This window comes from Nostoc sp. (genome assembly GCF_036916975.1).
Taxonomy (GTDB): Bacteria; Cyanobacteriota; Cyanobacteriia; order Cyanobacteriales; family Nostocaceae; genus Nostoc.
The window spans coordinates 1-26866 of the sequence record NZ_JBALFF010000052.1; the positions used below are offsets into that span (position 1 = coordinate 1).

The following is a 26866-nucleotide window of genomic DNA, read 5'->3' on the forward strand; positions in this document are numbered from 1 at the left end:
AACGTGAGTAACCATTGCTTCAGCATTGATAAGAAAATATTTAACATTTGCAACAATTGCTTAAACGTTTCTTATACATCCTTTAACGTGAGTAACCATTGCTTCAGCATTGATAAGAAAATATTTAACATTTGCAACAATTGCTTAAACGTTTCTTATACATCCTTTAACGTGAGTAAAACCTTGATAATAAAATATTTAACATTTACTAACAAACGCTTAAACGCTAGTCACAATTGCTTCAAATGTGTAAGATTTTTATCTAAATTCTACGTATACAACCTAAATCAAACAAAGTAAATAGCGTCTGCAAGCAATTTACTACAATTTAATTTGTTAATGATGCTGAATAAAACCAACTAATGAACAAGCAATTGAATTATTTAAGGTGTGTCAGGATTTAACTCAGATGTACCTACCAATTTACTTGGTGAGATTAGATGAACGGACAACACGCATTTACATTCTGGCTGGACAAAGCTTTGAAGTAAAAATATTGCCAAATGGGAGGGTAAGATATTTATGACTAAGGCAAATTTTCAAGGGATGACCAAACAAGAGTTAAGAGCTTATGTGTTGGAACATCGAGACGATCAAGAAGCTTTTCATGCATTAACGGATAAACTTAGAGAAGAACCAGGGATTGAAATTACCTCAACAGAGCAGATGCATGAGCTAATTGAAGCAAGCTTAGATGAGGCTGATGTCAGAGATGCTTATAAGGTACTAGAGGAAATTGCAGGGCTGGGGACAACACCCTTTGAAGAAATTAAAAGGGAACTAGGGATATGAGCTATCAAGTAACATTAGCACCTTCATCTGTCCAGAGAATTGTAGAATTGGACTCAGAAATGCAGCAACTACTAGCACAAAAGTTAGAAGAACTAGCATTAAATCCACGTCCAGAAGACGCTCACCCATTGAAAGACACCGAACATCTGTATAAGGTTCGTTTGGGTGAATACCGCATTATTTACCAGATTCAGGAGCAACCCTTACTACTAACAGTGATAAAGATTGCACATCTCAAAGATTATTAAAGCTCGTCTGGAAAAGCAATAATCTTGAGTTCCAAATTTAACTAAAAATCTTATAAAATCTCTGCCAACTTTACCAGCAGACTATTTACTAAATCAAATAACCTGATATCATCTGTATTAATACTATTTCCTTCGCCAGCTAATAAGTGTCTTACGGCAGATAACCTGTTGTTAGTCTCAGAAATTCTCCAAGATTCATCTAAGTTTACTGCAAAATCAAATAGCGATCGCTCTCCTAAATGCTCTCTTACTTTCACAGCTACACTATCATTACTTACCAAAAATTCTTTAATAGTATCTAATTGAAAATTACCTAAAATTTCGTCATTTCCCCACGTTTCTAGCCAGTCCCCCTCCACATCTTCAACGTAAATATTGACAAAATCAACCCCATAAGTTAGCCAGTTCTGCTGCATTTGTCGCGCTGTTGCTAAAGCTTCAGCAAATGTATCTACTTGATTGTTGCAGTGAGTTTCTCTTTTATTAGCCATAAAAGCTCTAATTAGCACGTAAGTATATAGGCTAGACACAAATCTGAAATATCAAATTCCTGAAAATTTCACGAAAATTTTAAATATTTGCCACCAGAAAGGTAATCACTGTTATACAGGGCCACGTTGACTAACTGGTTGACAAAATTAGCATCTTTGGGATTGTAACTTAAAAACAGCCCCCTCTCGATTTCCCACGATCGCAGCGTATTTTCCCAAGCTTCGTACTTTTGTTGATTAAGTTCTTCACTAACACTAGTTACTTGAATGCACAGTGGTTGATTGTTACGACTAACAATTAAATCTGTTGCCATTGAAAGGTCGGCTATATAACGCTGCCAAAAACTACCTTCTCGCTGAACAATATCTTGGGCTATTGATTTAATAATATCATCATCTACCTGATTAAATTCGCCTGCCATTAATTTTTGTTTCCAAATATAAAACTTGGAGTCACTTGCATTAAACCATCTGGGAAATAGATAACCATACCAATATCTCTCAATCGGCGTCATCAGCTGGAACTTGGCTTTTTGTTCTTCTTCTGAAGGTAAGGATTTAATTATCAGCCAAATTCTCGAATCAGTAATTACCTCTAGCAGAAAGGCAAGTACAAAGGGTTTCGCAGTCAGGGAACCTGGTTTGGTGTCTTTTATCCAACGATTGATTTCATCTAATCTTCTCGCTAAATTATAATCTATCGAGGAGGCTTGGAGGGTAAGGGACTTTAGCTGATCCTTAATTTCTTTTGCTTGCAAACGATGCCCTACTTTCAGAAGATTACGCTTTTTTTACACACTGATAACTAGATTTTAACTTAAAAGTGTCTTTAATTAATTTCCTGATGTCATTAAATACTCTCTAGGTCGATGCCCTGTGTACGTAAAACTAAACGCAGTCGAGCAATTTCTTGCTCTGCTTGTTGGACCCGTTCTTCTGCTTGTTCGGCACGTTCTTCTGCCTGCTCGGCACGTAAACGTTCTTGTTGCGCCAATTCTTCTGATGATAGTATCAATTCATTTTCAGTAGTGAAGAATCTTAATTTACCTTCATAAACTCCCAAATAAAGTTGTAACTGCTGACTCCACAAACGGCCATCAGTAGTTACTTGGATTTCTTGATACTTCCCATCGACTAAATGAAACCCTTGAAGTTCCATTGTCACAGGGTCAAACCAGAAATAATCCGGTGTACGGAAGGTATCTTGGTAAACTTGTTTTTTTAAACCTTTATCAACTGCTGTCGTTGAACTTGACAAAATTTCCACAATCACATTAGGATATTTACCGTCTTCTTGCCATACTATCCAACTCTTACGGTCTTTTTTCTCGGTTCCCAAAACTACAAAAAAGTCTGGCCCACGGAAATGTTCTGATTTTTTCTGGTTAGGACTGTAGTAAATCGTCAAATTGCCAGAAGCATAAAAATCTTCTCTTTCTCGCCACCATAATTTCAGGATGCGAATTAGCAAATCGATTTGTTCACGGTGTAGGTCACTTTCCAAGGGTGGTTCGTCACTCAGTATATCGCCAGGAGGAAAAATAACTTCGTCTTCTGAATTATCAGAGATGATTTCTAGAGTAGCAGGTTCAGACATCAGCGATCGCCCCGCAATTATACGTTCATTTTACTGAAAATTCGGTAACTTGCAGATGCTTTTAAGAACTTGTAACAACTTAATTGCACCGGGAGCTTCATTCAGATTTAATAATGGCATTAACTGATAATTTGGCTGTTCGTCATGTCTTAAATAAACAAATTGATAACGCAGTCCGTTAGTTACTAAGCCCCAAACTGATGGTTGTTGATCTAAACTTTTAAAAGCATAAGTGAGTAATTGAGGTAAACCCTCACCCACTTCAACCGCACTATTTTTCGTTTCAATCACTAGAACCCAAAAAGGCGGCGCAATATTACTTTGAGGACTATTGATTGCTAAAATATCCATCCGTCCAGTAATTCTTCTGTCTTCATCTTCGATAGCGATCGCAATGCTATCTTCCATTGTCAACCGAATCGGCACATCGTAAAATCCAGCTAACCGCATTAAAGGTGCGATTGTTAAGAATTTAACTAAACCTTCAGAAATTTTCCGATCGCTGAAATAGCGACGGAAGTCATTTCTGATTCGCAATAAATCCTGCTGTTCAAACTCAGAGAGTGGTTCTAGACTTAAAAAGTCTGCGAATGAACCATTGGAAAGTTCTTCTAGTTTTAGAAAGCGATGAACATCGTTGAGAGATAGGCTGCTAGCTTCAACAGTAAGCGTCATAATTTCAGGCTTTGTTTGTCAAGACTACTTACATTTTGCAACATTCCCGGTAGATAGGTTGCAAAACGTCTTTACTTTTCTCGATCGCTTGCTTTCGGTAGATGAAAATAAATGTAAACTAAATAACTCGGCAATTTCTACCTAGCTTAACGAAAATCTAAACAATGTCTAGTACAACTGGGCTAAGAATAGTTTTTAGTATCAATAGCGATCGCACTCATAACTAACCATGTCTCAACCAACTATAGAATCAATCCTACAAGAGAATCGGCTCTTTCATCCAGCTTCGGAATTCTCGCAAAAAGCCCATATCAAAACTCTGGAAGACTATCAGCGTCTATACGACAAAGCTAAAGCCAATCCCCAGCAATTTTGGGCAGATTTGGCTGAAACAGAATTAGAATGGTTCCAAAAATGGGACACGGTACTAGATTGGCAACCACCTTTTGCTAAATGGTTTGTTGGTGGTAAAATTAATATTTCTTACAACTGCCTTGACAGACATCTCACAACCTGGCGCAAAAATAAAGCAGCATTGATTTGGGAAGGAGAACCAGGTGATTCGCGTACCCTCACTTATTCCCAACTGCACCGGGAAGTTTGCCAGTTTGCCAATGTATTGAAGCAATTGGGTGTACAAAAAGGCGATCGCGTTGGTATATATATGCCAATGATTCCCGAAGCGGCGATCGCTATGTTAGCTTGTGCGAGAATTGGTGCACCTCATAGTGTGGTATTTGGTGGTTTTAGTGCCGAAGCTTTGCGCGATCGCTTAATTGATGTTAAAGCTAAACTGGTAATCACGGCTGATGGTGGTTGGCGCAAAGATGCGATCGTTCCCCTCAAAGAACAGGTAGATAAAGCCTTAGCTGATGGGGCTGTTCCCAGTGTAGAAAATGTCCTCGTTGTCAAGCGCACCGGACAAGAAACTTATATGCAGTTGGGCGGACGCGATCATTGGTGGCATGATTTACAAAAGGGTGTATCAGCAGATTGTCCCGCCGAACCGATGGATAGCGAAGATATGCTGTTTGTCCTCTACACTTCCGGCAGCACGGGCAAACCGAAGGGCGTAGTGCATACAACTGCTGGTTATAATTTGTATACCCATATCACCACCAAGTGGATATTTGACCTGCAAGACACAGATGTATATTGGTGTACCGCCGATGTCGGTTGGATTACAGGACACAGCTACATTGTTTATGGCCCTCTTTCCAACGGTGCAACAACCCTGATGTATGAAGGTGCGCCCCGTGCTTCTAATCCTGGCTGTTTCTGGGATGTAATTGAAAAATACGGCGTTAATGTTTTTTATACTGCACCTACGGCAATTCGGGCATTTATTAAGATGGGAGAACAACATCCGAATGCGCGAAACCTGTCTTCGTTGCGTTTGTTGGGAACCGTTGGGGAACCAATTAACCCAGAAGCTTGGATGTGGTATCACAAAGTAATTGGTGGCGATCGCTGTCCAATTGTTGATACTTGGTGGCAAACGGAAACAGGCGGTATCATGATTACACCGCTACCAGGGGCGATTCCCACTAAACCCGGTTCTGCAACTCTTCCCTTCCCTGGAATTATCGCAGATGTCGTAGATTTAGAAGGAAACACCGTACCCAATAACGAAGGCGGTTATCTAGCAGTACGCCATCCGTGGCCAGGAATGATGCGGACAGTTTACGGCGATCCAGAACGCTTCCGCCGCACTTACTGGGAACACATTCCCCCCAAAGATGGTAATTATACTTACTTTGCTGGTGATGGTGCTAGAGTTGATGAAGATGGCTACTTCTGGGTGATGGGTCGTGTAGATGACGTACTGAATGTATCAGGGCATCGACTTGGTACAATGGAAGTAGAATCAGCTTTAGTCTCGCATCCAGCAGTTGCAGAAGCGGCAGTAGTTGGTAAACCAGATGAACTTAAGGGTGAAGAAGTAGTTGCTTTTGTGACATTAGAAGGCACTTATCAGCCAAGTGAAGAACTGAGTAAAGAACTCAAACTGCACGTTGTCAAAGAAATTGGTGCGATCGCCCGTCCGGGAGAAATTCGCTTTACAGACGCTTTGCCGAAAACGCGATCGGGTAAAATTATGCGGCGCTTGCTGCGGAATTTAGCCGCCGGACAAGAGGTATCTGGGGATACTTCGACATTGGAAGATAGAAGCGTGTTAGATAAATTGCGAGAAGGGACGTAAGTAATTCAAATTTATCAAAATCTGAGTCTGTTAACCACAAACGAACACGGGAGCAATTCTTAATAATGTAGGGTAGGCAAAACAGCCTGCCCTTTGCTAAACAGGCTCAATTAAAATAGGTCTATAAATGAGTGATGCACTAGGGCAAAGAGGCGAAGCAATTTTTACAGTATTAATGACCGAATTTCACTCTCATGCTGGCCCTATTTTCAAGCCGCAGTTTTTAGGAGACAAATGGCAATATGTTGATTTTATTGTAGAGTTGGTAGGGTCTGGTAAATCTGTTCCTTATTTTTTTGTGCAAGTGAAAACAACAAGAAAAGGTTACACTAAAAAATATAACCGTTTGAATGTGAAAGTGCTAAAAGAAAATGTAATTGGTTTAGCATCTTATCCAGCACCAACTTATATAGTAGGTATTGATGAAATTCAAGAGGTAGGTTACATGGTTTCTGCAAATGGTGAAAGTCTTAAGTCTATGTCAAGCCTTTCTACTCCATTTAAAATTATCAAACAAAATAGAGAACTGCTATGGCAGGAAGTTGATGATTTTTGGAGCAGATACCATACTAATCACTTAGTTTCCAAATTTGCCGATCAAGACTGGAGATAAAACAATGAAAACCACAGCACCTTGGTATATTGCAAGACGGGCAGAATCTCTTGCCATTGTTTACTTAACTCGTCGTGATGACTTGATTATTTCTCAGCCAACACCAAAACCAAATCAAGAATTAGACTTTTTAATCACAATTACCAAAGATGGAGTTTATACTGGAAGACTCTTTGGCATTGAAGTAAAAGCAATAGATTCTACATCGAATTTAAACAAGCATAATGATATTTTAAAGTTAGACAAAAATAGGTTAAATATAGTACAAAAATTCCAAGATTTACCATTCCCAGTTTGCCTATTTTTCTTTATTTTAGAGAACGATAAAGGTTATTATAAATGGATTTTAGAACCTAAAATAAATGGACAAAAGCAAGTTAGCTTGAACTTTAACGAAGATGAGGAACTGAAAAAACTTGATGACAAAGAAATAGCTAATATTATTTCAAGTGTAAATAGTTGGTATGACCAGAGAAATAATACATGAACATGTACATACCAATTTATTCTTATAAAACAAATAGGCGCGATCGCCTGCCCCTAAAATTTTAATGACACCGTGCCGTCAGTATATTGACACACTTTTTAGGGCATTGCAGACTTACTAATGCATCTTCAGATTATTATAAGAATAGAACATTATTGAGGCATTCAGGGCGATGAAGGTAAAGCGCAAACTGAAATCAGCATTTGTTCAATCTTTTAGCGGCATGACGCTGAGTATTATCACTGTAATTAGTTTATCACCATTAGCGTTAGCGGTTCCTGCAACAGTTTCTTTGTATTCTCATGGACAGTCGGTTGAGAGACAACCACAAAAACTAGCACAGTTTTCAGACACAGGGCCATCACAGAGGGAGCAGATGCTGCAACAAGCCAATGCTTTATTTAATCAGGGAGAGTTGACAGGCGCAGAGGAAAATTTACGCAAATTCGTTAAACAATTCCCAGACGATGCCTTCGGACACTTTCAACTAGGAAATGTGCTTTTTCGACAAAAGAAATCAGAAGAAGCAATTAGTTCTTATCAAGAAGCCATTCGCCTCCAGCCAAAATACGCTCTAGCTTACAATGCGGTAGGTATGGTTTACGCAAGCCAAAGTCGCTGGGAAGAAGCCATTACTCAATATAAAAAAGCTCTAGAAATTAATCCTAATTATGGCGAGGGGCTGACTAATTTTGCACTGGCATTGTGGCAAACAAATAAAAAAGATGAGGCGCTATCTTCTTTAGAAAAAGCTTTAAAAATTTTCAAAGAACAGAATAGAGTTGAAAAAGCTAACCAAGTCGAACAAATTTTGCGAGAGATCAAAACGGCTGATGATCCTAGTGTTTCATGAAAATCATATTAAAGAAGTCGTTCGTCTGAAGTACAGTTTTGTAACGAACGCACAAAGCCTCTCGTAGAGTTGAGTGCTGTTATGGGGACGGTTTGAGTCTACAAAACTTCGGGGGATTTAGTGCTGCATTGCCGTCTTGGTGTGGAACCCAAGAGAAGCAACTTTGTATTTGCAGTCCCCCTCCACATACTTACGGCTTCTTTTGTAGCCGGGGACAAAAAAGCGCCGAAGTTTGTTAATCAGTCAATAAAAGCCTTTTTCTCTAGGGTAGTGACATTAACTACGCTTTTTATACCGAAAAACAGTAATTTGTTTTCCATAAAGCTACCATAGATTATCTCAAGAAGCAAATTTAACATATCCTCACCAAAAATACCAACAGCCGCACCAATTGCCCAGTCGCAAAACGTTTACCAAGCGATGGTCAATCAATTACTGGTCAATCAATTACTAAATAGAGACAAGTGCTATATTATTTTGGGGAAACAAAATATTTTTTTATAAAATCTTCTAAGACACCTTAATTTACATAATCTAACTTTTGTGCATAGATTTCAGATACCAAGTGTTTTAAGATTAGCGATATCTACGACGATCTTCGCTTACGCAGGGTTGATTGGTGGCATGAGTTCTGTCTTTGCCCAACAAGCCGTTTCCCCTTGTCAACCACCAACTCCGGGTGAGTATCTTTTATTAGTAGTCAGTCCCACAGCAGATAATCAAAAGCAGTTGCGTAGTGCCTTACCGCCGGAACTGAAGACGATTAACTGCAAATATCTTAACGAAACTGTGACGCGGATCGGGGGCTTTAACAAAATTGATGATGCCAATCGATGGGCAAGGTATGTCAGCAATATTGTTGGCTTGTCTGCCATCATTACCACTCGACCAACAACGCCAGATGTGCAGCCACAGCAACAGCAACAGGCACCAATACAGCAACCTCAGCAGACAGTTAACTATAATCCTCAAGCATTAGGAGAAGGTTATGCAGTCCTGGTAGATTATTACAACCGTCCAGAACTAGTAAATAGTCTGCAACAAATAGTCGGAGGTAACGTAGGTTTTGTTTCTTATGGACAGCGCCCTTACTTGTTGGCAGTTTATACTACCAACCAAACTGAAGCATACAACACCTTGCAGAAGCTGAACAATGGCGGTTTTGTTGCCAGCATAGTTGATAGTCGTAAGGTAATTCTGCTGCGCTCAACTGTACGGTTGTAGTCATTAGTCATTACTCATTAGTCATTAGTCATTAGTCATTCGTTAATAAACTGTAGACTGAATCCTTACGACTATTGACTAATAAGCAGACCTAGCTAACCAATAGATGGTTATGCCCAAAGCCGAGCCAGCTATTACCTGAACTGGTGTATGTCCGAGTAATTCCTTCAGACGGTCTTGGCTAAAGTCTGGTTTTTCATGAAATAATTCATCAATCATTTGATTGAGGATACGAGCTTGCTTACCAGCCGCTTGGCGAACTCCGGCTGCATCATACATGACGATGATGGCAAAAACTATCGCAACGGCAAAATCAGGAGATGCCCAACCGAGTGTTTGCCCGACACCGGCAGCAAGAGCTGTAACTAAAGCTGAATGGGCGCTGGGCATACCTCCGGTTGTCACCAAAACACGCACATTCAATTTGCGATTTTTGACGATCTCGACTACGAGCTTTAGGGCTTGAGCAATTAAACAAGCTATCAGAGCAACCAGCAGCACCCGGTTGTCTAAAATGTTGCCTATGTCCTGCATAGTATTTTGGGTAGGTTAGTAGATATTAGCAGCAGTTGTTGGTTGAGGAAACATTTAGATTCAACCCAAAATCCAAAATTAACCTAGTACATTACGGTGGAAACTGACCAACTATTCAAATCCACCCAAAAGCTTACTTGATAAACTTTTTGGATTTTGATATGAGTGAATTTTGAATTTCGCTAGACGGTGTAGTATAGCATGGCGTGAATCAACCACCCACTCCAAATCAATCAAATGCTTACGAATTACGAATTATCTAAAGCGTTACTAGTTATTGCGGCTGATGATAAAATGAGCGATCGCTTGGAGTGATTTGGCTCTCTCTCCAAATGGTTCTAATTCCGCACAAGCTGCTTTAACTAGCTCTTGGGCTTTTGAGCGAGATTCTTCAAGTCCCCAAAGGCTAGGATAGGTCACTTTCTGCGCTTTTTGGTCTTTACCCGCAGTTTTACCTAATTCCTCTTGGGTAGCAGTGATATCCAAAATATCATCGATGATTTGGAATGCTAGCCCAATATTTTGAGCATAACGGGTCAGTCGCTGCACATCTTCAGGTGATGCCCCAGCTATGATCCCACCACAGACTACGCAAGCTTCCAAAAGGGCGGCTGTTTTGTGTTGATGAATAAAATTTAGGGTTTCTAGGGAAATATCTGATTTACCTTCCGACTCTAAATCGACAACTTGACCGCCGACCAAACCAGCTGCCCCCAGCGCCCGACCAAGACGGGCAATAACCTGCAAGACTAGCTCTCTGTTAACGCTTTGGGGGGTTTCAATGGCAACAAATTCAAAAGCCAAAGCCAACAAGCCATCCCCAGCCAAAATCGCCACATCTTCGCCATAGACTTTATGATTCGTCAGCTTCCCACGACGGTAATCGTCATTATCCATCGCCGGTAGGTCGTCATGAATCAAGGACATTGTATGAATCATCTCCACAGCACAAGCCGTTGGCATGGCCATTTCGATGGTTCCACCGATCATTTCACAGGTAGCAAGGCAAAGAATGGGACGTATACGCTTGCCTCCAGCTAATAACGAGTAGCGCATCGCCTCATAAATCTTTTCTGGATAAATGATGGGGATAGCCCGATCTAAAGCAGTATCACAAAGCTTTTGCCGCTCTTTGAGATAAGCTGCTAAGTTAAATGTGGCTTCCTCTGGTGGTGTCTTTTGAACGTTATCAGTTGCTACCATTCTTAAATTCCTGACATTTTGGGATTTTTGTCTTATACGTCACAATTTTAAGGTGCTGTGGCGCTGAAAAAATGAAGAGTTGGAATTAAGAGTTAGGAGTTAGGAGTTAGGAGTTGGGAGTTGGGAGTTGGGATTAATAATTCTTAACTCCTCACTCCTCACTCCTCACTCCTCACTCTTAATTCCTCACTCCTAACTCCTAACTTTTTTCTCTTGCCGCCTTGGAATAGCTGGCAAATGTATTTTGCAACAATATGGCGACAGTCATAGGGCCAACACCACCAGGAACGGGGGTGATAAATTCTGCTACAGCAGCTGTTGATTCAAAGTGGACATCGCCAATTAAGCGACTTTTGCCATTAGCATCGGTGACGCGATTCATTCCCACATCTACCACAACAGCGCCCGGTTTTACCATATCAGCAGTGATTAGTCCGGGACGACCTACTGCTGCAATTAGAATATCAGCATTTTGGGTAATGCTCTTGAGGTCGTGCGATCGCGAGTGAGCGATGGTAACTGTAGCATCAGCTTCTAGTAGCATCAGTGCCATTGGTTTACCCACCAAAATACTGCGTCCCACCACTACTGCCTGTTTTCCCTGCAAGGCAATCTCATATTCTTCTAAAAGCCGCATCACACCAGCCGGGGTGCAGCTGCGTAAACCGCTTTCTCCCCGCACTAGTCGCCCCAAGTTAACTGGGTGCAGTCCATCAGCATCCTTATCGGGATCAATTTGATTTAGCAAAGCCACAGCATCCAAGTGGTTAGGTAAGGGCAGCTGCACAAGAATGCCATCCACCCGTTCATCGTGGTTTAGTGCAGCTATGACTTCTTGTAACTCCTCAAAGGTAGTTTGGGCCTGAAAATGCTGACCAAAAGAGGCGATCCCAACTTTCGCGCAAGCTTTTTCTTTATTACGAACATAAGCTGCTGAGGCTGGATTATCGCCAACCATCAGCACTGCTAAACCAGGCGATCGCCCAATTTTTGGTTGTAATTGTGTAATGGCAACAGAAAGTTCTTGCTGAATTTTTGCCGCTATTGCTTTACCATCAAGGAGTTTGGCAGTTTTTGTTTCCATGAGAATTCCCAGCTATATTCGCCTTTTGTCAAAACACTTGCAACAAGTTTTTCCCCCTGCCCCTTAATTGATGTCGTAGCGTTTTTTTCACAGTGAATCCATAATCTTTATTTTCTCAGATCAATGGCGTTATCTGAAGAATAAACAAATAAACCACGTCTATCTTGAAACCTATAGTTCTTCCACGATCAAAAGGATTTGCCCTCATCCCCCAACCCCGAATCCCAAATCTGGGAAAACAGAAGCCAGAATTTCAAACTCCCTCTCAAGCATTTGGGAGAGGGATTTAGGGAGAGGGTGAAAACTACAGTTCTCAACTTAGAGAAGGTTTAACAAGGAAATTCAGAAGATTTTTTACTCAGTTGAGAGTGTGTTTCTGAAAGTGCAGAGAATAGTATAGATGGGAACAGACCTGATGAAACTGGCGACACAAGCAGTGAAGCAAAAATTTGCTCAATCGGTGGCTTTCATGCAACAAACGAGAATGCCCCTTTCATTCTTGTACGGATACAGTATTTTTCCCTACCGCCTGGGGTTGATTTTTATATTGGTGGTGGGACTTTGTAGTTGTGGTATTTTAACGTCGCGTGGCTTGAATGGGACTAATTTTACAATTGGGAGCAATGTCACCCCAATTCGAGAAATTAAACCAGAACAAGACAATAAGGCTACAGTTTACATCCAAGGTAAGGTTGAACATAAAGCTCCTTTGATCAAGCAATGGGCTTATCAAATTAGTGACTCAACTGGCAAAATTTGGGTTGTCACCAATCAAAAGAATCTAGCTGAGGAGGCACAAGTGGTGATTAAGGGTAAAGTTCGCTACCGAAGTATCCCTTTAGCTGGTAAAGAATTGGGGGAAGTTTATCTAGAAGAAGAGTAAGTCGGTGCGAATAAATGGAACTATGTTAATTAATGTAAAATTATTGTCATCGTTTTTGTAGTAAAGACTTTAGTCCTTACCCAACGGCAAAGTTAGTCCTCATGGGGGAAACCCCCCTGTTCCCGCGCTAACTTACTACAAACCTTTAATTATTTACGCCGTTTTACTTAATTAGCAATTAAAACTAACACATGAACAATCAACCAATACATGTAGCGATCGCAATTCTCTACCAAAAAAACAAGTTTCTTATGCAACTGCGAGACAACATCCCCGGTATTCTCTACCCTGGTTACTGGGGGCTATTTGGCGGTCATATCGAACCTGGGGAAACGCCAGAGCTAGCAGTGAAGCGCGAAATTTTAGAAGAAATCGGTTATATTTTACCACCCTTTGTTGAATTTGGCTGTTATCCTGACGAAAGAGTTGTTCGTCATGTTTTTCATGCACCACTCTCGGTGGAATTAAATCAACTGGTTTTGAATGAAGGCTGGGATATGGGATTATTGACCCCAGAAAATATTCACCAAGGTAACTGTTATTCGCAAAACGCTGGTGAAGTGCGACCTTTGGGGAATATGCATCAAAAAATTATGTTGGATTTTATTCAAACATACCAACAAACCTAGCGCCGTAAGGCAAAAGTCAGCCCATTGGGGGAAGTCAAAAATCAAAAGTATTATGAAATGGGATTTTTAGGAATTTTAAATGGTTGCTCTATTTCCGCCGTGGCGTACTAATTTACCCTGCTTGCGTATATTGTAATTGCAGCACCATCTCCTAAATGGTTATATGTTTTTTCATGAATCAAAATCAAAGCCAAAATAAAGTTATAACTCTTGTGGAGTCATCACTAATGCAATCAGCAAACAAACTACCGCGATGGTTAACTATAGGATTGGCATTTCCGATTATTATTCTCAACGGCTGGCTATTGCTCCAGGTTGTACAGTATTTTCAACCCTTAGTCAGCGTTATCGCCGCCGCCATCCTGCTAGCTTTTGTCTTAAACTATCCCATCCAGTTTCTCCAAGAACAAGGGGTAAAACGCAACGTGGCGATCGCTGGAGTGTTGCTTTTGACTGTAGTGGTTTTAGTGGCTTTAGGTATCACCTTGGTTCCCCTGATTATCCAACAACTCGTTGAGCTAGCTAATATATTGCCTAGTTGGATAGATTCTGGTACTCAACAGTTGCAAACTTTCCAAGATTGGGCGTTAAATCAACAACAACTTCCGATTAATTTAAGTGGTTTATTTACCCAACTTCTTGAGCGATTATCTAACCAGCTTCAGTCCTTCACTGGTAGAATTCTTGGTTTTGCTGTCGATACCATTGGTATTGTGCTGAATGTGCTGCTGGCGGTAGTGCTGACTATCTACCTAATATTGAACGGTGAACGTCTTTGGGACGGAATTTTTCAGTGGTTTCCTCCTAATATTGGCTTAAGAGTCCGGGAATTACTGCGAGAAGATTTTCACAATTACTTCATCGGTCAAGCAACATTAGGAGCAGTGTTAGGAGTAACAATTACACTGGCTTTTTTGGCGTTGCAAGTTCCCTTAGCTCTACTTTTTGGTCTTGGTATTGGTTTATTTTCTCTTTTCCCCTTTGGTACAGGAGTAGGTATCGCTATAGTAAGTTTGTTGGTGGCGCTGCAAAACTTTTGGTTAGGAGTTGAAGTCTTAGGTGTAGCTGTTGCGATCGACCAAGTTAATTCTAATTTTATAGCACCAAGAATTCTCGGCAATTTGACTGGACTAAATCCTGTGTGGGTAGTAATTTCTTTGCTGTTGGGAGCAAAGTTGGGAGGAGTTCTGGGTTTGTTAATTGCAATTCCTATTGCCAGTTTTATCAAGGATATAACAGATAGCTGGCGGGCTGGAGAGTTTACCAAAATACATGATATCGTGTCAGAACCTATAAAGATTACAAGTGAGACAGCAGGAACTTATAGTTAAAATTCAATATCTAAATTAAGGGAAATAAACAATATTGACTATTTATCAAAATGTCTCTTGTTTGCTTATTGCTTGTTTTTTACTCTCAAGTTTTACGTTAAGCCTTCCTAATTTTAAGAATTAAGTTGAGCGGGAATTTTAATAATAAACTCAGTCCCTTCGCCAAAAGCAGATATGCATTGCAGTTGACCACCGTGTTTTTGCACAACAATTTGATAGCTGATAGATAGACCTAATCCAGTTCCTTGTCCAACAGGTTTAGTGGTGAAAAAGGGGTCAAATAATCGATTTTGATAACTCTCTGGAATTCCAGTTCCATTATCGGAAATGCGAATTATTACTTGTTTGTCATCAGTAACTTCAGTCCGAATACAAATTTTTGCTTTATCCCTTACCGATGACGAATGAGTAATAACTAATGACTCTTCTATAGCATCAATAGCATTCGCCAATATATTCATAAATACCTGATTGAGTAACCCAGCGTAGCACTCAACTTGGGGAAGCTCACCGTATTCCTTAATTATCTTTATCCTTTCACCTAATTGGTCGAGACGACTTTGTAAAATTACCAGTGTGCTATCAATACCTTCATGAATATCAACTAATTTTTTATCAGATTCATCAAGACGAGAAAAATTTCTTAAGGAAAGAATAATTTCCTTGATTCGCTTGGCACCAACCTTCATAGAGGTAAGAAGACGGGGGAGATCGGTACTTAAAAACTCTAGTTCAATTTGGGCGATGTCTACGACGGGCTACGCCTACGCAGTTTTAATTTCCGCTTTTGGTTCGGGATAACATTGTTGGTACAATCTAATAAGATTGAGTAAATTTTGGCTGTATTCAATGGCGTGAACAATATTACCAGAAATAAAATTGACGGGATTATTGATTTCGTGTGCAATACCAGCAACGAGTTGTCCTAAAGCCGCCATTTTTTCATTCTGGATTAACTGCGTATAGTTCTGTTGAAGATTGCGAAAGCCGGCTTTAGCGACTCTAGATTGTTCCTCAACTTGCTGTAGTTCAACAAGCGTTAAGGCATGAATTTGGGAGTAGGCTAAAAGTAATTGATGAAAATCGACGAGCTTATATTTTTCAGACGTAGTTTTAACTAAAATTGGCTCATAAGCAATTTCAGGTGGTTGTTGCAAAGTTACCTGAGTAGCATTAACAATGAGCATATCTTCAGAAAGTATTAATATCTCTTGTTGGAAAAACTTGTAAAGAGTTTTAATCGGTCTTGTAGAAAATAGTGCCAGACTATAGGTTTGGCTCATATACTGAAAAAATTTCCGCCGCGAAATCATCCCTACATACTGTTGATTATTATTTAGAATAATTCCCGGTAATAAAGGCTCTTGCTTAAAGAGCATAGCCAAATCATTACCAGGACACTCTACTTCGATGTGAACCTGCCAAAAGGGTAATTCTTGCAAAGTTGACTTTAATCGCAATTTCGACTCACTAGCATTTGTCACACCATCCATAGCCAGCATACTCTCAAGTCTTGACTGCTGAGGTAATATTTCTGGTAACATCCTGAATATCCGTCTCTATAATTTTAAAGTTTTCAATGGTTATAAACTTATCTTTCCCAGATTGCTACCCAAAATTTACAAGATAGATGTAAGAATAAACTTTATATTAATTTTCATTACGAAACAGGTTTTTTATTAACCATTGGATAACCCAATCTTTACTTGTTGGCATAACAGAATGTGCTAAAAAATTATCTTGTAATACTTTTTAAGGTTGCCATTATTTATCATGGAATCTAATCGCCGATTGCAACTAAACCGCCGCCAGTTTTTGCTCGGTTCAACTATCACAGCAGGTGGAATTATTGCCACAAATCTTGTATCCCAATCACAAGTTTTTGCCCAAAGTCCTGCCATTATCACCTCAGACAAAATGCGTCCTGCTATACCTTATGGTGTAGCTAGCGGAGATATTTCTAACGATCGCATTGTTATTTGGAGTCGTAGCGATCGCCCCGCCAAAATGATCGTAGAATATTCTACCAGCGAATCTTTTAAAAATGTGCAGCGAGTTGTGGGTCCCAATGCTTTAAAAAACAGCGACTTTACAGCACGACTTTATTTAAGCAACCTGCCACCAGACCAACAATTATTTTATCGGGTAATCTTCCAAGATTTAGATTATCAAGGCACTTACAGCGCTCCTGTCAAAGGCAGTTTCCGCACTCCCCCCAAATCTGGGCGAGATATATTCTTTGTGTGGGGTGGTGACACCGCAGGTCAAGGATGGGGAATTAATCCTGATTTCGGTGGGATGAAAATTTACGAAACTATGCGTCAACTTCATCCCGACTTTTTCATTCATTCTGGCGATAATATTTACGCCGATGGCCCGATTAAATCAGAAGTAACTTTAGACGACGGCACTATTTGGAAAAACATCACTACACCAGAAAAATCTAAAGTAGCAGAAACTCTCACAGAATTTCGTGGTAACTATATCTACAATTTACTGGATGAAAACATCAAGCGTTTCAACGCTGAAGTTCCAATCTTGGCCCAGTGGGACGACCACGAAACAAGGAACAATTGGTATCCTGGGCAAATTATCCTGAACGATGACCGCTACACAGTTAAGGATGTTAACTTGCTATCAAAAAGGGCAAGGCAAGCATTTTTAGAATATCTACCGATTGGGTATGAAACAAACGATCCAGATAAAGCGAAAATTTATCGCTCCTTTAACTATGGCCCATTGTTAGACATTTTCATGCTAGATGAGCGCACTTACCGGGGGCCAAACTCTCCCAATAATCAGCCAGTACCAAGTAAAAAAACAGATTTTTTGAGCAAAAAACAAGTGGAATGGTTGAAAGGGCAATTGCTGTCATCAAAAACTTAACGAAATATAGCCAGTTAGATAGAGTAATTACACAATTTTTTACTTTTTCTGCTGGCTTTGTTGTTTTGGTGAGATGTTGAATGATGAAAAACTTGTGCGATGCCTACGGCGGGCTTTGCCAACGCTACTGTTAGGAGCTAAATTGAGATAGATACTAGATTTTTTAATTGCTGGTATCAACCTCAATGAACTGACCAAACCTGTATAAAAATGTCTAGATTAACTCCTGTTTCTTGGCGTGATTTAGTAAAACGTCTGCAAGAGTTTGGTTTTGAAGGGCTGTATGCAGGAGGAAAGCACCCACAAATGCGGCGAGGTGATGTTACTGTGATTATTACCAATCTTCATCAGGGTAATATTAGTGTAGGTCTATTATCGCGGCTATTACGACAAGCTGGAGTTTCTTGTGAACAATGGTTGGGTGAGTTAAATTTTAAAGGTATATTAAACTGTGCAATTTGCACCCTAAGTTGCTATCAAGAGTATTAGTAAAAATAGAATTTTATCATTTTTGGAGTTGGTCATGCTTAAGCAACTCATTCTTAAAAATTGGAAAAGTTTTCGTTATGCGGAGCTTCCACTTGACCCGTTGACTGTTCTGATTGGGACAAATGCAAGTGGTAAATCTAATGTAGTTGAAGCTTTGGAGTTTTTACAAAGAATAGCTAGAGGTGAGAATGTTGAAGCAGCTTTAGCAGGAGATAAAACACTTACATCTATTAGAGGTGGCTTAGAGTGGGCTGCACTGAAACCCGAAACTGGATTTACATTAAATGCTTTAGTTCAGGCTGAAGATGATAAAGCAGACTACTTATATGTTATACAAACACAAATAGTAAGTGAAGTCAAAGTTATAGAAGAATATATTGAGCGTCAAAATTTAAATGAAGATCGTGTTATTAATTATGTAGAAAAGTTTACTGTCAAAAAAATAGATTTAAATACAAGAACTGGGATGAAAGAACCAGTAACTCATTTTGATTTCATGGATATTGTATCTAATCATATATATTTAAGCATTGCAGAAGATGGGAGCATAATTTTTGAAAAAGAACTTTAAGAAAGAGATTTTCCCTTAAAAATTAAAGCTATCAATTGTGTGGTTTCCACTCTGAAAGAAATTTTTATTCTGAATCCTATTCCCTCTAAAATGCGTGAGTATTCACGCCTATCTGACACTCTTGAAAGCGATGCCTCCAATATTGCTGGTGTATTAGCAGCATTATCTGAAGAACATAAAACCGAAGTAGAATCCACGCTATCTAACTACATCAAAGATTTCCCAGAAGGTGATATTCAAAAACTATGGGCAGAAAAAGTGGGCAGATTTGGTACTGATGCAATGCTTTACTGTCAGGAAGAATGGAAACCTGGTCATGTTACAGAAATTGATGCTAGAACTATGTCAGATGGAACTCTCCGGTTTATAGCAATTATCACAGCACTACTTACGCGGCCAGAAGGTAGTCAAATTGTAATTGAAGAAATAGATAACGGCCTTCATCCCTCGCGTGCAAAATTGCTAGTCACAATATTACGGGAAATTGGCAGCAAAAGAAAAATTGATATTTTACTGACTACCCATAACCCAGCTTTGCTTGATGCTTTAGGCACAGAAATAGTTCCTTTTGTGGTTGTCGCACACCGCGATAAAGAAACTGGAGAAAGTAAGCTTACACTTTTAGAAGATATTGATAATTTCTCTAAGTTGTTTGCATCATATTCTTTGGGTGATATGACAACTAAAGGTGCAATTGAAAGAAGCCTTTCTCGTAATGAATAGTTACTAATATGAGAAAGGTGCTACTTATCGATACATCGCTTTTATGCGTTTGGTTACAAGTTCCAGGTAGAGAAACTGCTGGTAATAATGATTGGGATTATCAGCGTGTAAATCAGAAAATTGAGGCAGAAATCGCCAAATCAACAACGCTGGTACTTCCTTTAGCTGCTGTTATAGAAACAGGTAATCACATTGCACAGGCTAAAACAGCAAATTCAGAAAGTAAACGTATAGCAGCTCATAAATTTGCTGAAATCATAACTTATGCAGCTGATGAAACTACACCTTGGGCTAAGTTCCGTGAGCAAATTGTTCTCTGGGAGGAAGAACACTTGAAAGAGTTAGCTGCTAAATTCCCTAATCAAGCTGTAGAAAAGACTTCTATGGGTGATGCTAGTATTGCCATCTTGGATTGGCATTATCACCAAAAGGGTTTCCATGTAGAATTTTTGACTGATGATGACAAGCTAAAATCTCAGGAACCACCTCCGCCACAGCCACCTACGCGTCGAAGCAGTCGCAAAAAAGCGTAAAATATCTTTGAGCGATCGCCATTCAACTTTCACATCACGTTATCATCGGATATTGTGGCATCTTTGTGCATAACTCGATAGCATCTATGACCGCCTCTCACTCTGAAACTCCATCTACCAAGCCAGATGCAAGTACTTTTATTTCTGACCATCAACAGGTGGATCGCAGTAAGCTAAGTCAAATGTACTTGCACTATGTCGAGACGAAGGATAAATATCCTCACGCGGTATTGCTGTATCGGGTAGGAGATTTCTTTGAATGCTATTTCCAAGATGCTGTAAAATTAGCCCAAGAATTAGAATTAGTTCTCACTAGCAAGCAAGCTGGCGAACAGGGACGAGTGGCGATGTCTGGTGTTCCGCACCACGCTTGGGAACGCTACGCGACGCTGCTAGTAGAAAAAGGCTATGCAGTCGTAATTTGCGACCAAGTAGAAGATGCTTCTGAAGCTGCTGGTAGATTGGTACGACGCGAGGTAACGCGCATCCTCACCCCTGGCACTTTGCTAGAAGAAGGAATGCTAAAATCAAGTCGCAATAATTACCTAGCAGCAGTAGTAATTGCCGCAAATCATTGGGGTTTAGCCTATGCAGACATCTCTACAGGCGAATTTCTCACCACTCAAGGTAGTGATTTAGAACATTTGACACAAGAGTTAATGCGCTTGCAACCTTCAGAGGTGCTAGTTCCGACAAATGCGCCCGATTTAGGTAGTTTGCTGCGTCCGGGAGAAACTTCGCCCCATCTCCCCCAGTGTTTGCCACCATCATTTTGCTATAGTTTGCGATCGCAAGTACCATTTTCTCAAGGTGAAGCTAGACCTAGATTATTGCAGAAATTTAAGGTGCGATCGCTCGAAGGACTCGGTTGCGATCATCTTCCCCTCGCTGTTCGTGCATCTGGCGGTCTTCTAGAATACTTGGAAGATACTCAAAAAGAAAACCCTGTCACCCTTCAAAGACTCCGCAGCTACACTGTCACCGACTACCTAATTGTTGACAATCAAACCCGCCGTAACCTGGAAATTACCCAAACGGTTCGGGATGGCACATTTCACGGTTCTCTACTCTGGGCATTAGATAAAACTAATACAGCGATGGGTGGGCGGGCATTGCGGCGGTGGTTATTGCAACCGCTAATCGATATTAAAGGCATTCGGGCCCGTCTTGATACCATCGAAGAATTGATGGAAAATACACCCCTGCGTCAAGATTTGCGGCAATTGTTACGCCAAATTTATGATTTGGAACGCTTGACAGGAAGGGCAGCTTCTGGTACAGCTAATGCTAGAGATTTAGTAGCTTTGGCAGATTCCCTCTCCCGCTTACCAGAATTATCGAGCTTAGTAACCCAAGCGCATTCTCCATTTTTGAAAGCTTTGCAGAAAGTGCCAAGTGTGTTGGAAGAATTAGCACAAAAGTTACACGCGCATCTTGTCGAGTCGCCACCCATACTAATCAAAGAAGGCGGATTGATTCGCCCTAGTGTAAATCCCCTGTTGGATGAGAGAAAGGCAACTGTAGAAGCGGATCAGCAATGGATTGCCAATTTAGAAGTTGATGAGAGAGCTAAAACGGGTATTTCCACTTTGAAGGTAGGATTTAACAAAACCTTTGGTTATTATATCAGTATTTCTCGCACCAAAGCTGACCAAGTACCCGCTCATTATATCCGCAAGCAAACCCTGACCAATGAGGAACGTTACATCACCCCAGATTTGAAGGAACGGGAAGCCCGGATTCTCACAGCGCGGGATGATTTAAATCAGTTGGAATATGAGATTTTTACGACGTTGCGCGAAGAGGTAGCACAAGAGGCGGAAGTAATTCGCAATCTGTCTCGGGCGGTGGCGGCGGCGGATGTGTTATGTGGTTTGGCTGAGTTAGCGGTGCATCAAGGTTACTGTCGTCCAGAAATGTTGTCAGGAAGGGAGATAAACATTGTGGATGGGCGTCATCCGGTGGTGGAACAGTCTTTACCTGCGGGTTTCTTTGTGCCGAATTCGACGCAATTGGGAAAAGAGTCATTAGTCATTAGTCATGTGTCATTAGCAGATGAGCAAGAACAAATGACCAATACTTCGACTTCGCTCAGTACAAGTGACAAAGGACAAATGACAAATGACAATCCCGATTTGATTATCCTCACTGGGCCAAATGCGAGTGGCAAAAGTTGTTATTTGCGTCAGGTGGGATTGATTCAGTTAATGGCGCAGATTGGTAGTTTTGTACCAGCTAGGTTTGCTAGATTGGGAATATGCGATCGCATTTTCACCCGTGTAGGTGCAGTAGATGATCTTGCAACTGGTCAATCTACGTTCATGGTAGAGATGAATGAAACCGCAAATATTCTCAACCATGCTACATCTAGGTCACTAGTACTGTTAGATGAAATTGGTCGGGGAACAGCGACATTTGATGGTCTTTCCATAGCTTGGGCGGTGGCGGAATACATAGCAGTGGATATTCGGGCGCGAACGATTTTTGCGACTCATTACCATGAATTGAATGAACTGGCAAGCATTTTGCCAAATGTGGCTAATTATCAAGTGACGGTGAAAGAATTACCCGACCAAATTATCTTTTTGCATCAAGTTCAACCGGGAGGCGCTGATAAGTCTTATGGAATTGAGGCGGGAAGATTGGCGGGTTTACCAGCCGTAGTTATTCAACGAGCAAAACAAGTAATGGGGCAGATTGAGAAGCATAGTAAGATTGCGATGGGGCTGCAAAATCTGGATTGATATATTAATGATGCGACTGTTTCTCGATTTTGCTATGACAGAAGCGCTCAAAAATAACACACTGCAACCTTATACAACTGAAATGTCTGAGGCTGTCCGCAAACTAATTGCAGGTGTGGAATTAGACAATGAGTCATTAGAAGATGGCTAAGTTTATCAGTCTTGTCTTGGCAGACTACTAGCTTAAAGGAGCAGGAGATTTGCCAAGTAGTTGAAATGTTGTTAACATTTATGCTTAAAATTGCACAAGAGGTTTATTTAGCATCTACTAAAAGCTAAAGTCAACCCTTTGCAGGACTCCATAAGCAATGCTGACTGAAATTTTACCTTTCCGCTTTGAGTTAGACACGATCGCGCTCGCCGGGGCGAGTTTGTGGTCATTGGCGCTATATCTAGGTTTATCAAGAGTTAATGAATGGGTAATCGAGCAACTCAATCGCTGGTTTAACTTTGCCGAGCGATCGCTTTATACCAGCCAATCAGAATTTGAAAAGACTCGTAAAGCCAGAGAATCCCAAAACTCTTTCTACGCTTCATTATTTAGCATTGTACCTTTTTTGGTAATTGGTGCTTTATTTAACTGGGGTGTAGAAATTAGTTTAGGGCCTAGTTGGGGAATCAGCTTAGGTATACTTGCGTGTATTAGTTGTGGCATTTTTGAACTAGGACGACGCAATGGCGAATCTTCGGATTAAGTGCTGGCCTTTAGAAGTTCACCAAGATTGTTCGAGAAGCTTTTTTAAAGGTGGCTTGATATCATAATACCTATTCTTGTCCTCCATAGCTTTTCAGTAGCCTAATCATTTCTTGAAAATTGATTGATTTTGCATAACCAAGAGAAGTTTTGCCATTATGATCTTTAGCATTTATATTTGCACCCTTAGATATCAAAAATTCAGATGTTTCTAAAATATCTTTTAAATAAATACGTCCCTTACCTTCTTTAGTATTAGTTTGCGCTTTATAGTGTAGTGCAGTTAAACCTTTATCGTTTGTTGCATTAATATTTGCGCCTTTTGCAATGAGAAGTGCAGCAATATCTTTGTGATGTGTTTGTTACTTATAAAGCCAGTTTGGGCTACATTTGGGCTTAATTTTTGTCTAAGTCCCACTATTCAAAATTCAAATTAAATTCTGCCGATCTGTTCCTACTTCCTAATCTCCTCACCAACAATCTTTGCTATCTTCTGGGCTGCACCGCTTTCACCGCGAATATTTCGGAGTTTAGCGCGCATATCATCCAATTTTTCTGGATGCTCTAAGAAATCTAAAACCATTTCACCAATTTCTTGCGGTTGCACTTTACCCATGATTTCTGGCACTATCTCTTCCTTTGCCCAGATATTTGGCCATGCTAATAAACCTTTGCGTCTCACAAATCTTAGGAATAACCAATTAATCACCTTAGCCCATAGCGTACCTACCCCTGGCAGATTTGCCAACAACCCAGGTAAACCATCCCAAGCACGCATAGCATCAAGTTGCTGGGTTGGCAACAAAACAATCATTGGCATCCCTAAAGCACCGAGTTCGGCAGTGTTTGCCCCCACCGTAGTCAAGCAGATACAGCATTGGGATAATAAGTGATATGCGGGGTTTTCTTGGCACAGTTCCACAGTTAAGCCCGTTGTTGTTTTGAGCAATGCTTTGCTGCTAGCAGACTCTGGGGCAATTAAGTCAGCACCGCCAAAGCCAAAGATTTCAGCAATAGAATTCTTTTTAAGATCGGCAAAACTAGCTAAAGTTTGTAAATCCAAAGTTGGGGCTACAGGAATCACAAATTTAGTTTGCGGCCTTTTAGCGTGGATGTATTCGGCAATGCTTAGACTTAATGGCACTCCTTGGGCTAATTTTGCCGCTTTTGAACCAGGGAGTAAACCTATCAATTCAGTCTTGTCTTCTACCTTGTGGGAAACCGTTGACGGGTCTTCGTTGTTTGCTAAGGACAAATGACCAATGACTAATGACGAATGACTACTAGCTTCTACCATCAAATCACCGACAACGGTAAATTTGTGAGCATATTTCTGAGGGACACCGGCAGCAACTTCAGGTTTCATCACCCCAAAGCGGTCAATCCACTTATGCCAACGGGCTGACCATTCGGCGTAAACTACTGTGCGATATCCCAGCTTTTTGCCTATGACTACGGGGAAAATTTGATCGCCACCGAGAAAAACAACTACACCGCGACTTCTCCAGTCCCAATTATCAAAGGTTTTACCCCAAAGCAAAAATTGCCAAAAATGCTCTGCTTTTTGTACTCTATCTACTTCTGGGTAAGAAAGAGCGATCGCAGCTTCTTTTCCACTAGCATTTGAGCAAGGTGATAGAACTACACTGATCCTGATTTGATTTCGGTCATCGCCGAATTTTTGCCGTAACGCCCTTACTACCGGGCGCACCCAGGTTGTTACCTCACCTGGCCCATTTGATAGGATGAGAATATCTACTTGAGTCATTAGTTAATGGTCAGGAGTTAGGGGCCATTAGTCAAGAGGCAAATATTACTAAATTCGTTCCCATGTTATAGGTATATACTGTAGCTTGATATAATCTGCTCTAACCCTCTTGTCTCAACTCTCCGAAAACTTTTGCCATTTCCGAATTCTAGAGCTAATGTCTTATAGTGACTTTTCCCTGTCAAAAGTAAAACGTGACTTTAACTTAACTATAGTTGAAAATGGACGGTTTTTACCCGAAACGCAGTCCATAGAACCTAGTTTTTATCTCAAAGAAGCACTCAGCGAAGGACTACCACTAGCAACAGCAACTGGTTCAGAAAAAGCCCGCTCCGAGTTAATTATTAGTCCAATTCTCGTAGAAGTTCGGAAAATTCTTGATCGCAAAATCAGCTTTTTTTCAGGTGAAGATTTTACCGTTGCATCGGAGTTAGGCTTAAGTGGAGTATGTGATTTTTTAATTAGCCGCTCACCCGAACAAATATTTATTGAAGCTCCTGCGATCGTGATTATTGAAGCTAAAAAAGGTGATTTAAAACCCGGTTTAGGGCAATGTGCAGCCGAAATGATTGCCGCACAAAAATTCAATGAAACCAATAATATACCGATTCAGACAATTTATGGTAGCGTCAGTAGCGGTACGGCTTGGCGATTTTTAAAATTAGCAGCACAAACATTGACTATAGATTTAAATGATTATCCCGTTCCGCCAGTCGAAATACTATTAGGAATGTTGGTTTGGATGGTGCGAGAAGGTTGAATAATAAGGGAGAATGCACATCTTATGTATAAATTGAATACTCTAGCAAACGGGGATTATCGATTATTTTGGAAGCATCTAATATTTCTAGCCCGATCATATTTCCATCTTCGTCGTAATCTAAAATTATCCCTGGCTTTTGTTCGTCACTATCTTCTATGGGTACATTAATCAATATAATTCTTAATATATCTACTTCTGGGTTATAGGTAATTTTCATATTTATCTCCTTCAGTCTAAAACTTTTCAGACATCCTATTAACTATTTTCGAGTATAAAATTGCCTCAAAATGGAATGGTTTCTCCGTTAAGTGCAGTTTTGAAAAACTTTGCATATCGAGATTGGTCACAATCTAAAATAAATAGGTTATTACGGCATCTTGTTAAGGCTGTGTATATTAATTCATCTATTGCAAAATAATCTGAAAAAGCTCCTTTTTCAATTATTAAAAATAAAGTATCTACTTCCCAGCCTTTAAAGCTATATATCGTTGATAACTTCATTGTTCCAGAGTTCATCCAATAGTGATTTTTTTTATTTTTTCTAAATTTTTCTAGGTCATTATTAAACCTATTTTTTATATTAGTGTCTTGAAGTAAATTTGTGAAAAAAGGTAGTATATTTTGATATTCTGCTTGATATTTTTCAATTGTAATTCTGTTACTCTCCAAATAGTGTTTTAGCTTTTCACTAGATACGGGATTTATAGTAAGATAACTAAAACAAACTGCCTGAACAGCAGCTTCAATTTGCTTAGGGACTTCCAGAAAATAAAATATACATCTAAAATAATGATAATCATTCCGATGGGGAAGGGAGAGGCTGCCGTTGGCAGCCTCTCCCTTCCCTT

29 protein-coding genes and 3 pseudogenes are annotated in these 26866 nt (G+C 40.2%); 19 read left to right on the top strand and 13 right to left on the bottom strand.

Annotated elements, in window-relative coordinates; all coding sequences use genetic code 11:
• Positions 1 to 349: 349 nt before the first annotated feature.
• Genes V7K73_RS29830 through V7K73_RS11790 form a run of 3 tightly spaced genes read left to right on the top strand, consistent with a single transcriptional unit; the run spans position 350 to position 1040 of the window.
• Positions 350 to 526 carry a DUF6888 family protein gene (locus tag V7K73_RS29830; RefSeq protein ID WP_442936758.1) on the top strand — a complete coding sequence of 59 codons (177 nt, stop codon included), beginning with the start codon at positions 350 to 352 and terminating at the stop codon, positions 524 to 526.
• A complete protein-coding gene (locus V7K73_RS11785; protein ID WP_334880092.1) occupies positions 523 to 792 on the top strand; it encodes a DUF6887 family protein in 270 nt (89 codons plus the stop codon). The genes V7K73_RS29830 and V7K73_RS11785 overlap by 4 nt, the downstream gene beginning before the upstream one ends.
• Positions 789 to 1040, top strand: coding sequence for a type II toxin-antitoxin system RelE family toxin (locus V7K73_RS11790; protein WP_334880094.1), 252 nt, complete (start codon positions 789 to 791; stop codon positions 1038 to 1040). Before V7K73_RS11785 ends, V7K73_RS11790 begins: the two co-directional genes overlap by 4 nt.
• A 50-nt stretch (positions 1041 to 1090) precedes the next feature.
• Here V7K73_RS11790 and V7K73_RS11795 read toward each other — a convergent pair whose 3' ends face one another.
• The 4 genes from V7K73_RS11795 to V7K73_RS11810 form a co-directional block, all read right to left on the bottom strand.
• A complete protein-coding gene (locus V7K73_RS11795; protein WP_334880096.1) occupies positions 1091 to 1531 on the bottom strand; it encodes a hypothetical protein in 441 nt (146 codons plus the stop codon).
• A 68-nt stretch (positions 1532 to 1599) separates the two neighbouring features.
• The gene (locus V7K73_RS11800) at positions 1600 to 2289 is read right to left on the bottom strand and encodes a hypothetical protein (protein WP_334880098.1); all 690 of its coding nucleotides are present in this window, start codon (positions 2287 to 2289) and stop codon (positions 1600 to 1602) included.
• 92 nt (positions 2290 to 2381) lie between these two features.
• The gene (locus tag V7K73_RS11805) at positions 2382 to 3128 is read right to left on the bottom strand and encodes a Uma2 family endonuclease (protein ID WP_334880100.1); all 747 of its coding nucleotides are present in this window, start codon (positions 3126 to 3128) and stop codon (positions 2382 to 2384) included.
• A 30-nt stretch (positions 3129 to 3158) separates the two neighbouring features.
• Positions 3159 to 3803 carry a restriction endonuclease subunit R gene (locus V7K73_RS11810; protein ID WP_334880102.1) on the bottom strand — a complete coding sequence of 215 codons (645 nt, stop codon included), beginning with the start codon at positions 3801 to 3803 and terminating at the stop codon, positions 3159 to 3161.
• Positions 3804 to 4032: 229 nt separating this feature from the next.
• On the opposite strand from V7K73_RS11810, the gene acs reads away from it, so the two are divergent.
• The 5 genes from acs to V7K73_RS11835 all read left to right on the top strand — a co-directional run bounded on the left by acs (position 4033) and on the right by V7K73_RS11835 (position 9183).
• Positions 4033 to 6006 carry an acetate--CoA ligase gene (acs, locus tag V7K73_RS11815; RefSeq protein ID WP_334880104.1) on the top strand — a complete coding sequence of 658 codons (1974 nt, stop codon included), beginning with the start codon at positions 4033 to 4035 and terminating at the stop codon, positions 6004 to 6006.
• Positions 6007 to 6133: 127 nt separating this feature from the next.
• On the top strand, positions 6134 to 6619 hold the full coding sequence (locus V7K73_RS11820; protein WP_334880106.1) for a DUF4365 domain-containing protein: 486 nt from the start codon (positions 6134 to 6136) through the stop codon (positions 6617 to 6619).
• A 4-nt stretch (positions 6620 to 6623) separates the two neighbouring features.
• The gene (locus V7K73_RS11825) at positions 6624 to 7106 is read left to right on the top strand and encodes a DUF4365 domain-containing protein (RefSeq protein ID WP_334880108.1); all 483 of its coding nucleotides are present in this window, start codon (positions 6624 to 6626) and stop codon (positions 7104 to 7106) included.
• A 172-nt stretch (positions 7107 to 7278) separates the two neighbouring features.
• On the top strand, positions 7279 to 7959 hold the full coding sequence (locus tag V7K73_RS11830) for a tetratricopeptide repeat protein (protein WP_334880110.1): 681 nt from the start codon (positions 7279 to 7281) through the stop codon (positions 7957 to 7959).
• A 543-nt stretch (positions 7960 to 8502) separates the two neighbouring features.
• Entirely contained in the window at positions 8503 to 9183 is a 681-nt protein-coding gene (locus V7K73_RS11835) for a hypothetical protein (protein ID WP_334880111.1), read from the top strand.
• Between the two features lie 78 nt (positions 9184 to 9261).
• Here the strand turns inward: V7K73_RS11835 and V7K73_RS11840 are convergent, their stop codons facing one another.
• The 3 genes from V7K73_RS11840 to folD form a co-directional block, all read right to left on the bottom strand.
• Positions 9262 to 9717, bottom strand: coding sequence for a divergent PAP2 family protein (locus V7K73_RS11840; RefSeq protein WP_334880113.1), 456 nt, complete (start codon positions 9715 to 9717; stop codon positions 9262 to 9264).
• A gap of 270 nt (positions 9718 to 9987) precedes the next feature.
• Positions 9988 to 10920 carry a geranylgeranyl diphosphate synthase CrtE gene (gene crtE, locus V7K73_RS11845; RefSeq protein WP_334880115.1) on the bottom strand — a complete coding sequence of 311 codons (933 nt, stop codon included), beginning with the start codon at positions 10918 to 10920 and terminating at the stop codon, positions 9988 to 9990.
• Positions 10921 to 11119: 199 nt separating this feature from the next.
• Entirely contained in the window at positions 11120 to 12004 is an 885-nt protein-coding gene (folD, locus tag V7K73_RS11850; protein ID WP_334880117.1) for a bifunctional methylenetetrahydrofolate dehydrogenase/methenyltetrahydrofolate cyclohydrolase FolD, read from the bottom strand.
• Positions 12005 to 12419: 415 nt separating this feature from the next.
• Here folD and V7K73_RS11855 point away from each other — a divergent pair, with 415 nt between their 5' ends.
• From V7K73_RS11855 to V7K73_RS11865, 3 genes are all read left to right on the top strand, one after another.
• A complete protein-coding gene (locus V7K73_RS11855; protein WP_334880118.1) occupies positions 12420 to 12887 on the top strand; it encodes a hypothetical protein in 468 nt (155 codons plus the stop codon).
• A gap of 191 nt (positions 12888 to 13078) precedes the next feature.
• Positions 13079 to 13516 carry an NUDIX hydrolase gene (locus V7K73_RS11860; RefSeq protein WP_334880120.1) on the top strand — a complete coding sequence of 146 codons (438 nt, stop codon included), beginning with the start codon at positions 13079 to 13081 and terminating at the stop codon, positions 13514 to 13516.
• Between the two features lie 227 nt (positions 13517 to 13743).
• Positions 13744 to 14847 (top strand): AI-2E family transporter, encoded by a 1104-nt coding sequence (locus V7K73_RS11865; RefSeq protein WP_334880122.1) that lies wholly within the window; start codon positions 13744 to 13746, stop codon positions 14845 to 14847.
• Between the two features lie 113 nt (positions 14848 to 14960).
• Here V7K73_RS11865 and V7K73_RS29835 read toward each other — a convergent pair whose 3' ends face one another.
• Both V7K73_RS29835 and V7K73_RS29840 read right to left on the bottom strand, forming a co-directional pair.
• Positions 14961 to 15536 carry a sensor histidine kinase gene (locus V7K73_RS29835; RefSeq protein ID WP_442936756.1) on the bottom strand — a complete coding sequence of 192 codons (576 nt, stop codon included), beginning with the start codon at positions 15534 to 15536 and terminating at the stop codon, positions 14961 to 14963.
• A 75-nt stretch (positions 15537 to 15611) separates the two neighbouring features.
• Positions 15612 to 16391 carry a hypothetical protein gene (locus V7K73_RS29840; RefSeq protein ID WP_442936757.1) on the bottom strand — a complete coding sequence of 260 codons (780 nt, stop codon included), beginning with the start codon at positions 16389 to 16391 and terminating at the stop codon, positions 15612 to 15614.
• 229 nt (positions 16392 to 16620) lie between these two features.
• On the opposite strand from V7K73_RS29840, the pseudogene V7K73_RS11875 reads away from it, so the two are divergent.
• From V7K73_RS11875 to V7K73_RS11910, 7 genes and pseudogenes are all read left to right on the top strand, one after another.
• Positions 16621 to 17727, top strand: a pseudogene (locus V7K73_RS11875) (alkaline phosphatase D family protein); the annotation flags it as partial.
• A gap of 216 nt (positions 17728 to 17943) precedes the next feature.
• Complete coding sequence (locus tag V7K73_RS11880; protein ID WP_334880124.1) at positions 17944 to 18222, top strand: type II toxin-antitoxin system HicA family toxin; 279 nt, start codon at positions 17944 to 17946, stop codon at positions 18220 to 18222.
• Positions 18223 to 18256: 34 nt separating this feature from the next.
• A pseudogene (locus tag V7K73_RS29845) lies at positions 18257 to 19516 on the top strand (AAA family ATPase).
• An 8-nt stretch (positions 19517 to 19524) separates the two neighbouring features.
• Positions 19525 to 20049 carry a hypothetical protein gene (locus V7K73_RS11895; protein WP_334880130.1) on the top strand — a complete coding sequence of 175 codons (525 nt, stop codon included), beginning with the start codon at positions 19525 to 19527 and terminating at the stop codon, positions 20047 to 20049.
• 86 nt (positions 20050 to 20135) lie between these two features.
• Entirely contained in the window at positions 20136 to 22793 is a 2658-nt protein-coding gene (mutS, locus tag V7K73_RS11900) for a DNA mismatch repair protein MutS (protein WP_334880132.1), read from the top strand.
• Positions 22794 to 22800: 7 nt separating this feature from the next.
• Positions 22801 to 22944 (top strand): hypothetical protein, encoded by a 144-nt coding sequence (locus V7K73_RS11905; protein ID WP_334880134.1) that lies wholly within the window; start codon positions 22801 to 22803, stop codon positions 22942 to 22944.
• Between the two features lie 157 nt (positions 22945 to 23101).
• Entirely contained in the window at positions 23102 to 23488 is a 387-nt protein-coding gene (locus tag V7K73_RS11910; RefSeq protein WP_334880136.1) for a hypothetical protein, read from the top strand.
• 70 nt (positions 23489 to 23558) lie between these two features.
• On the opposite strand, the pseudogene V7K73_RS29850 reads toward V7K73_RS11910, so the two are convergent.
• Both V7K73_RS29850 and V7K73_RS11915 read right to left on the bottom strand, forming a co-directional pair.
• Positions 23559 to 23837 (bottom strand): annotated as a pseudogene (locus V7K73_RS29850) (ankyrin repeat domain-containing protein); the annotation flags it as partial.
• Positions 23838 to 23941: 104 nt separating this feature from the next.
• The gene (locus V7K73_RS11915; protein WP_334880137.1) at positions 23942 to 25255 is read right to left on the bottom strand and encodes a lipid-A-disaccharide synthase; all 1314 of its coding nucleotides are present in this window, start codon (positions 25253 to 25255) and stop codon (positions 23942 to 23944) included.
• A gap of 157 nt (positions 25256 to 25412) precedes the next feature.
• Here V7K73_RS11915 and V7K73_RS11920 point away from each other — a divergent pair, with 157 nt between their 5' ends.
• Positions 25413 to 26015, top strand: a complete 603-nt coding sequence (locus V7K73_RS11920) for a hypothetical protein (RefSeq protein ID WP_334880139.1) — start codon at positions 25413 to 25415, stop codon at positions 26013 to 26015.
• Positions 26016 to 26037: 22 nt separating this feature from the next.
• Here the strand turns inward: V7K73_RS11920 and V7K73_RS11925 are convergent, their stop codons facing one another.
• Positions 26038 to 26235, bottom strand: a complete 198-nt coding sequence (locus tag V7K73_RS11925) for a DUF2283 domain-containing protein (RefSeq protein WP_334880140.1) — start codon at positions 26233 to 26235, stop codon at positions 26038 to 26040.
• A gap of 65 nt (positions 26236 to 26300) precedes the next feature.
• The coding region (locus V7K73_RS11930) for a hypothetical protein (RefSeq protein WP_334880142.1) at positions 26301 to 26866 on the bottom strand (566 nt) is incomplete at its 5' end.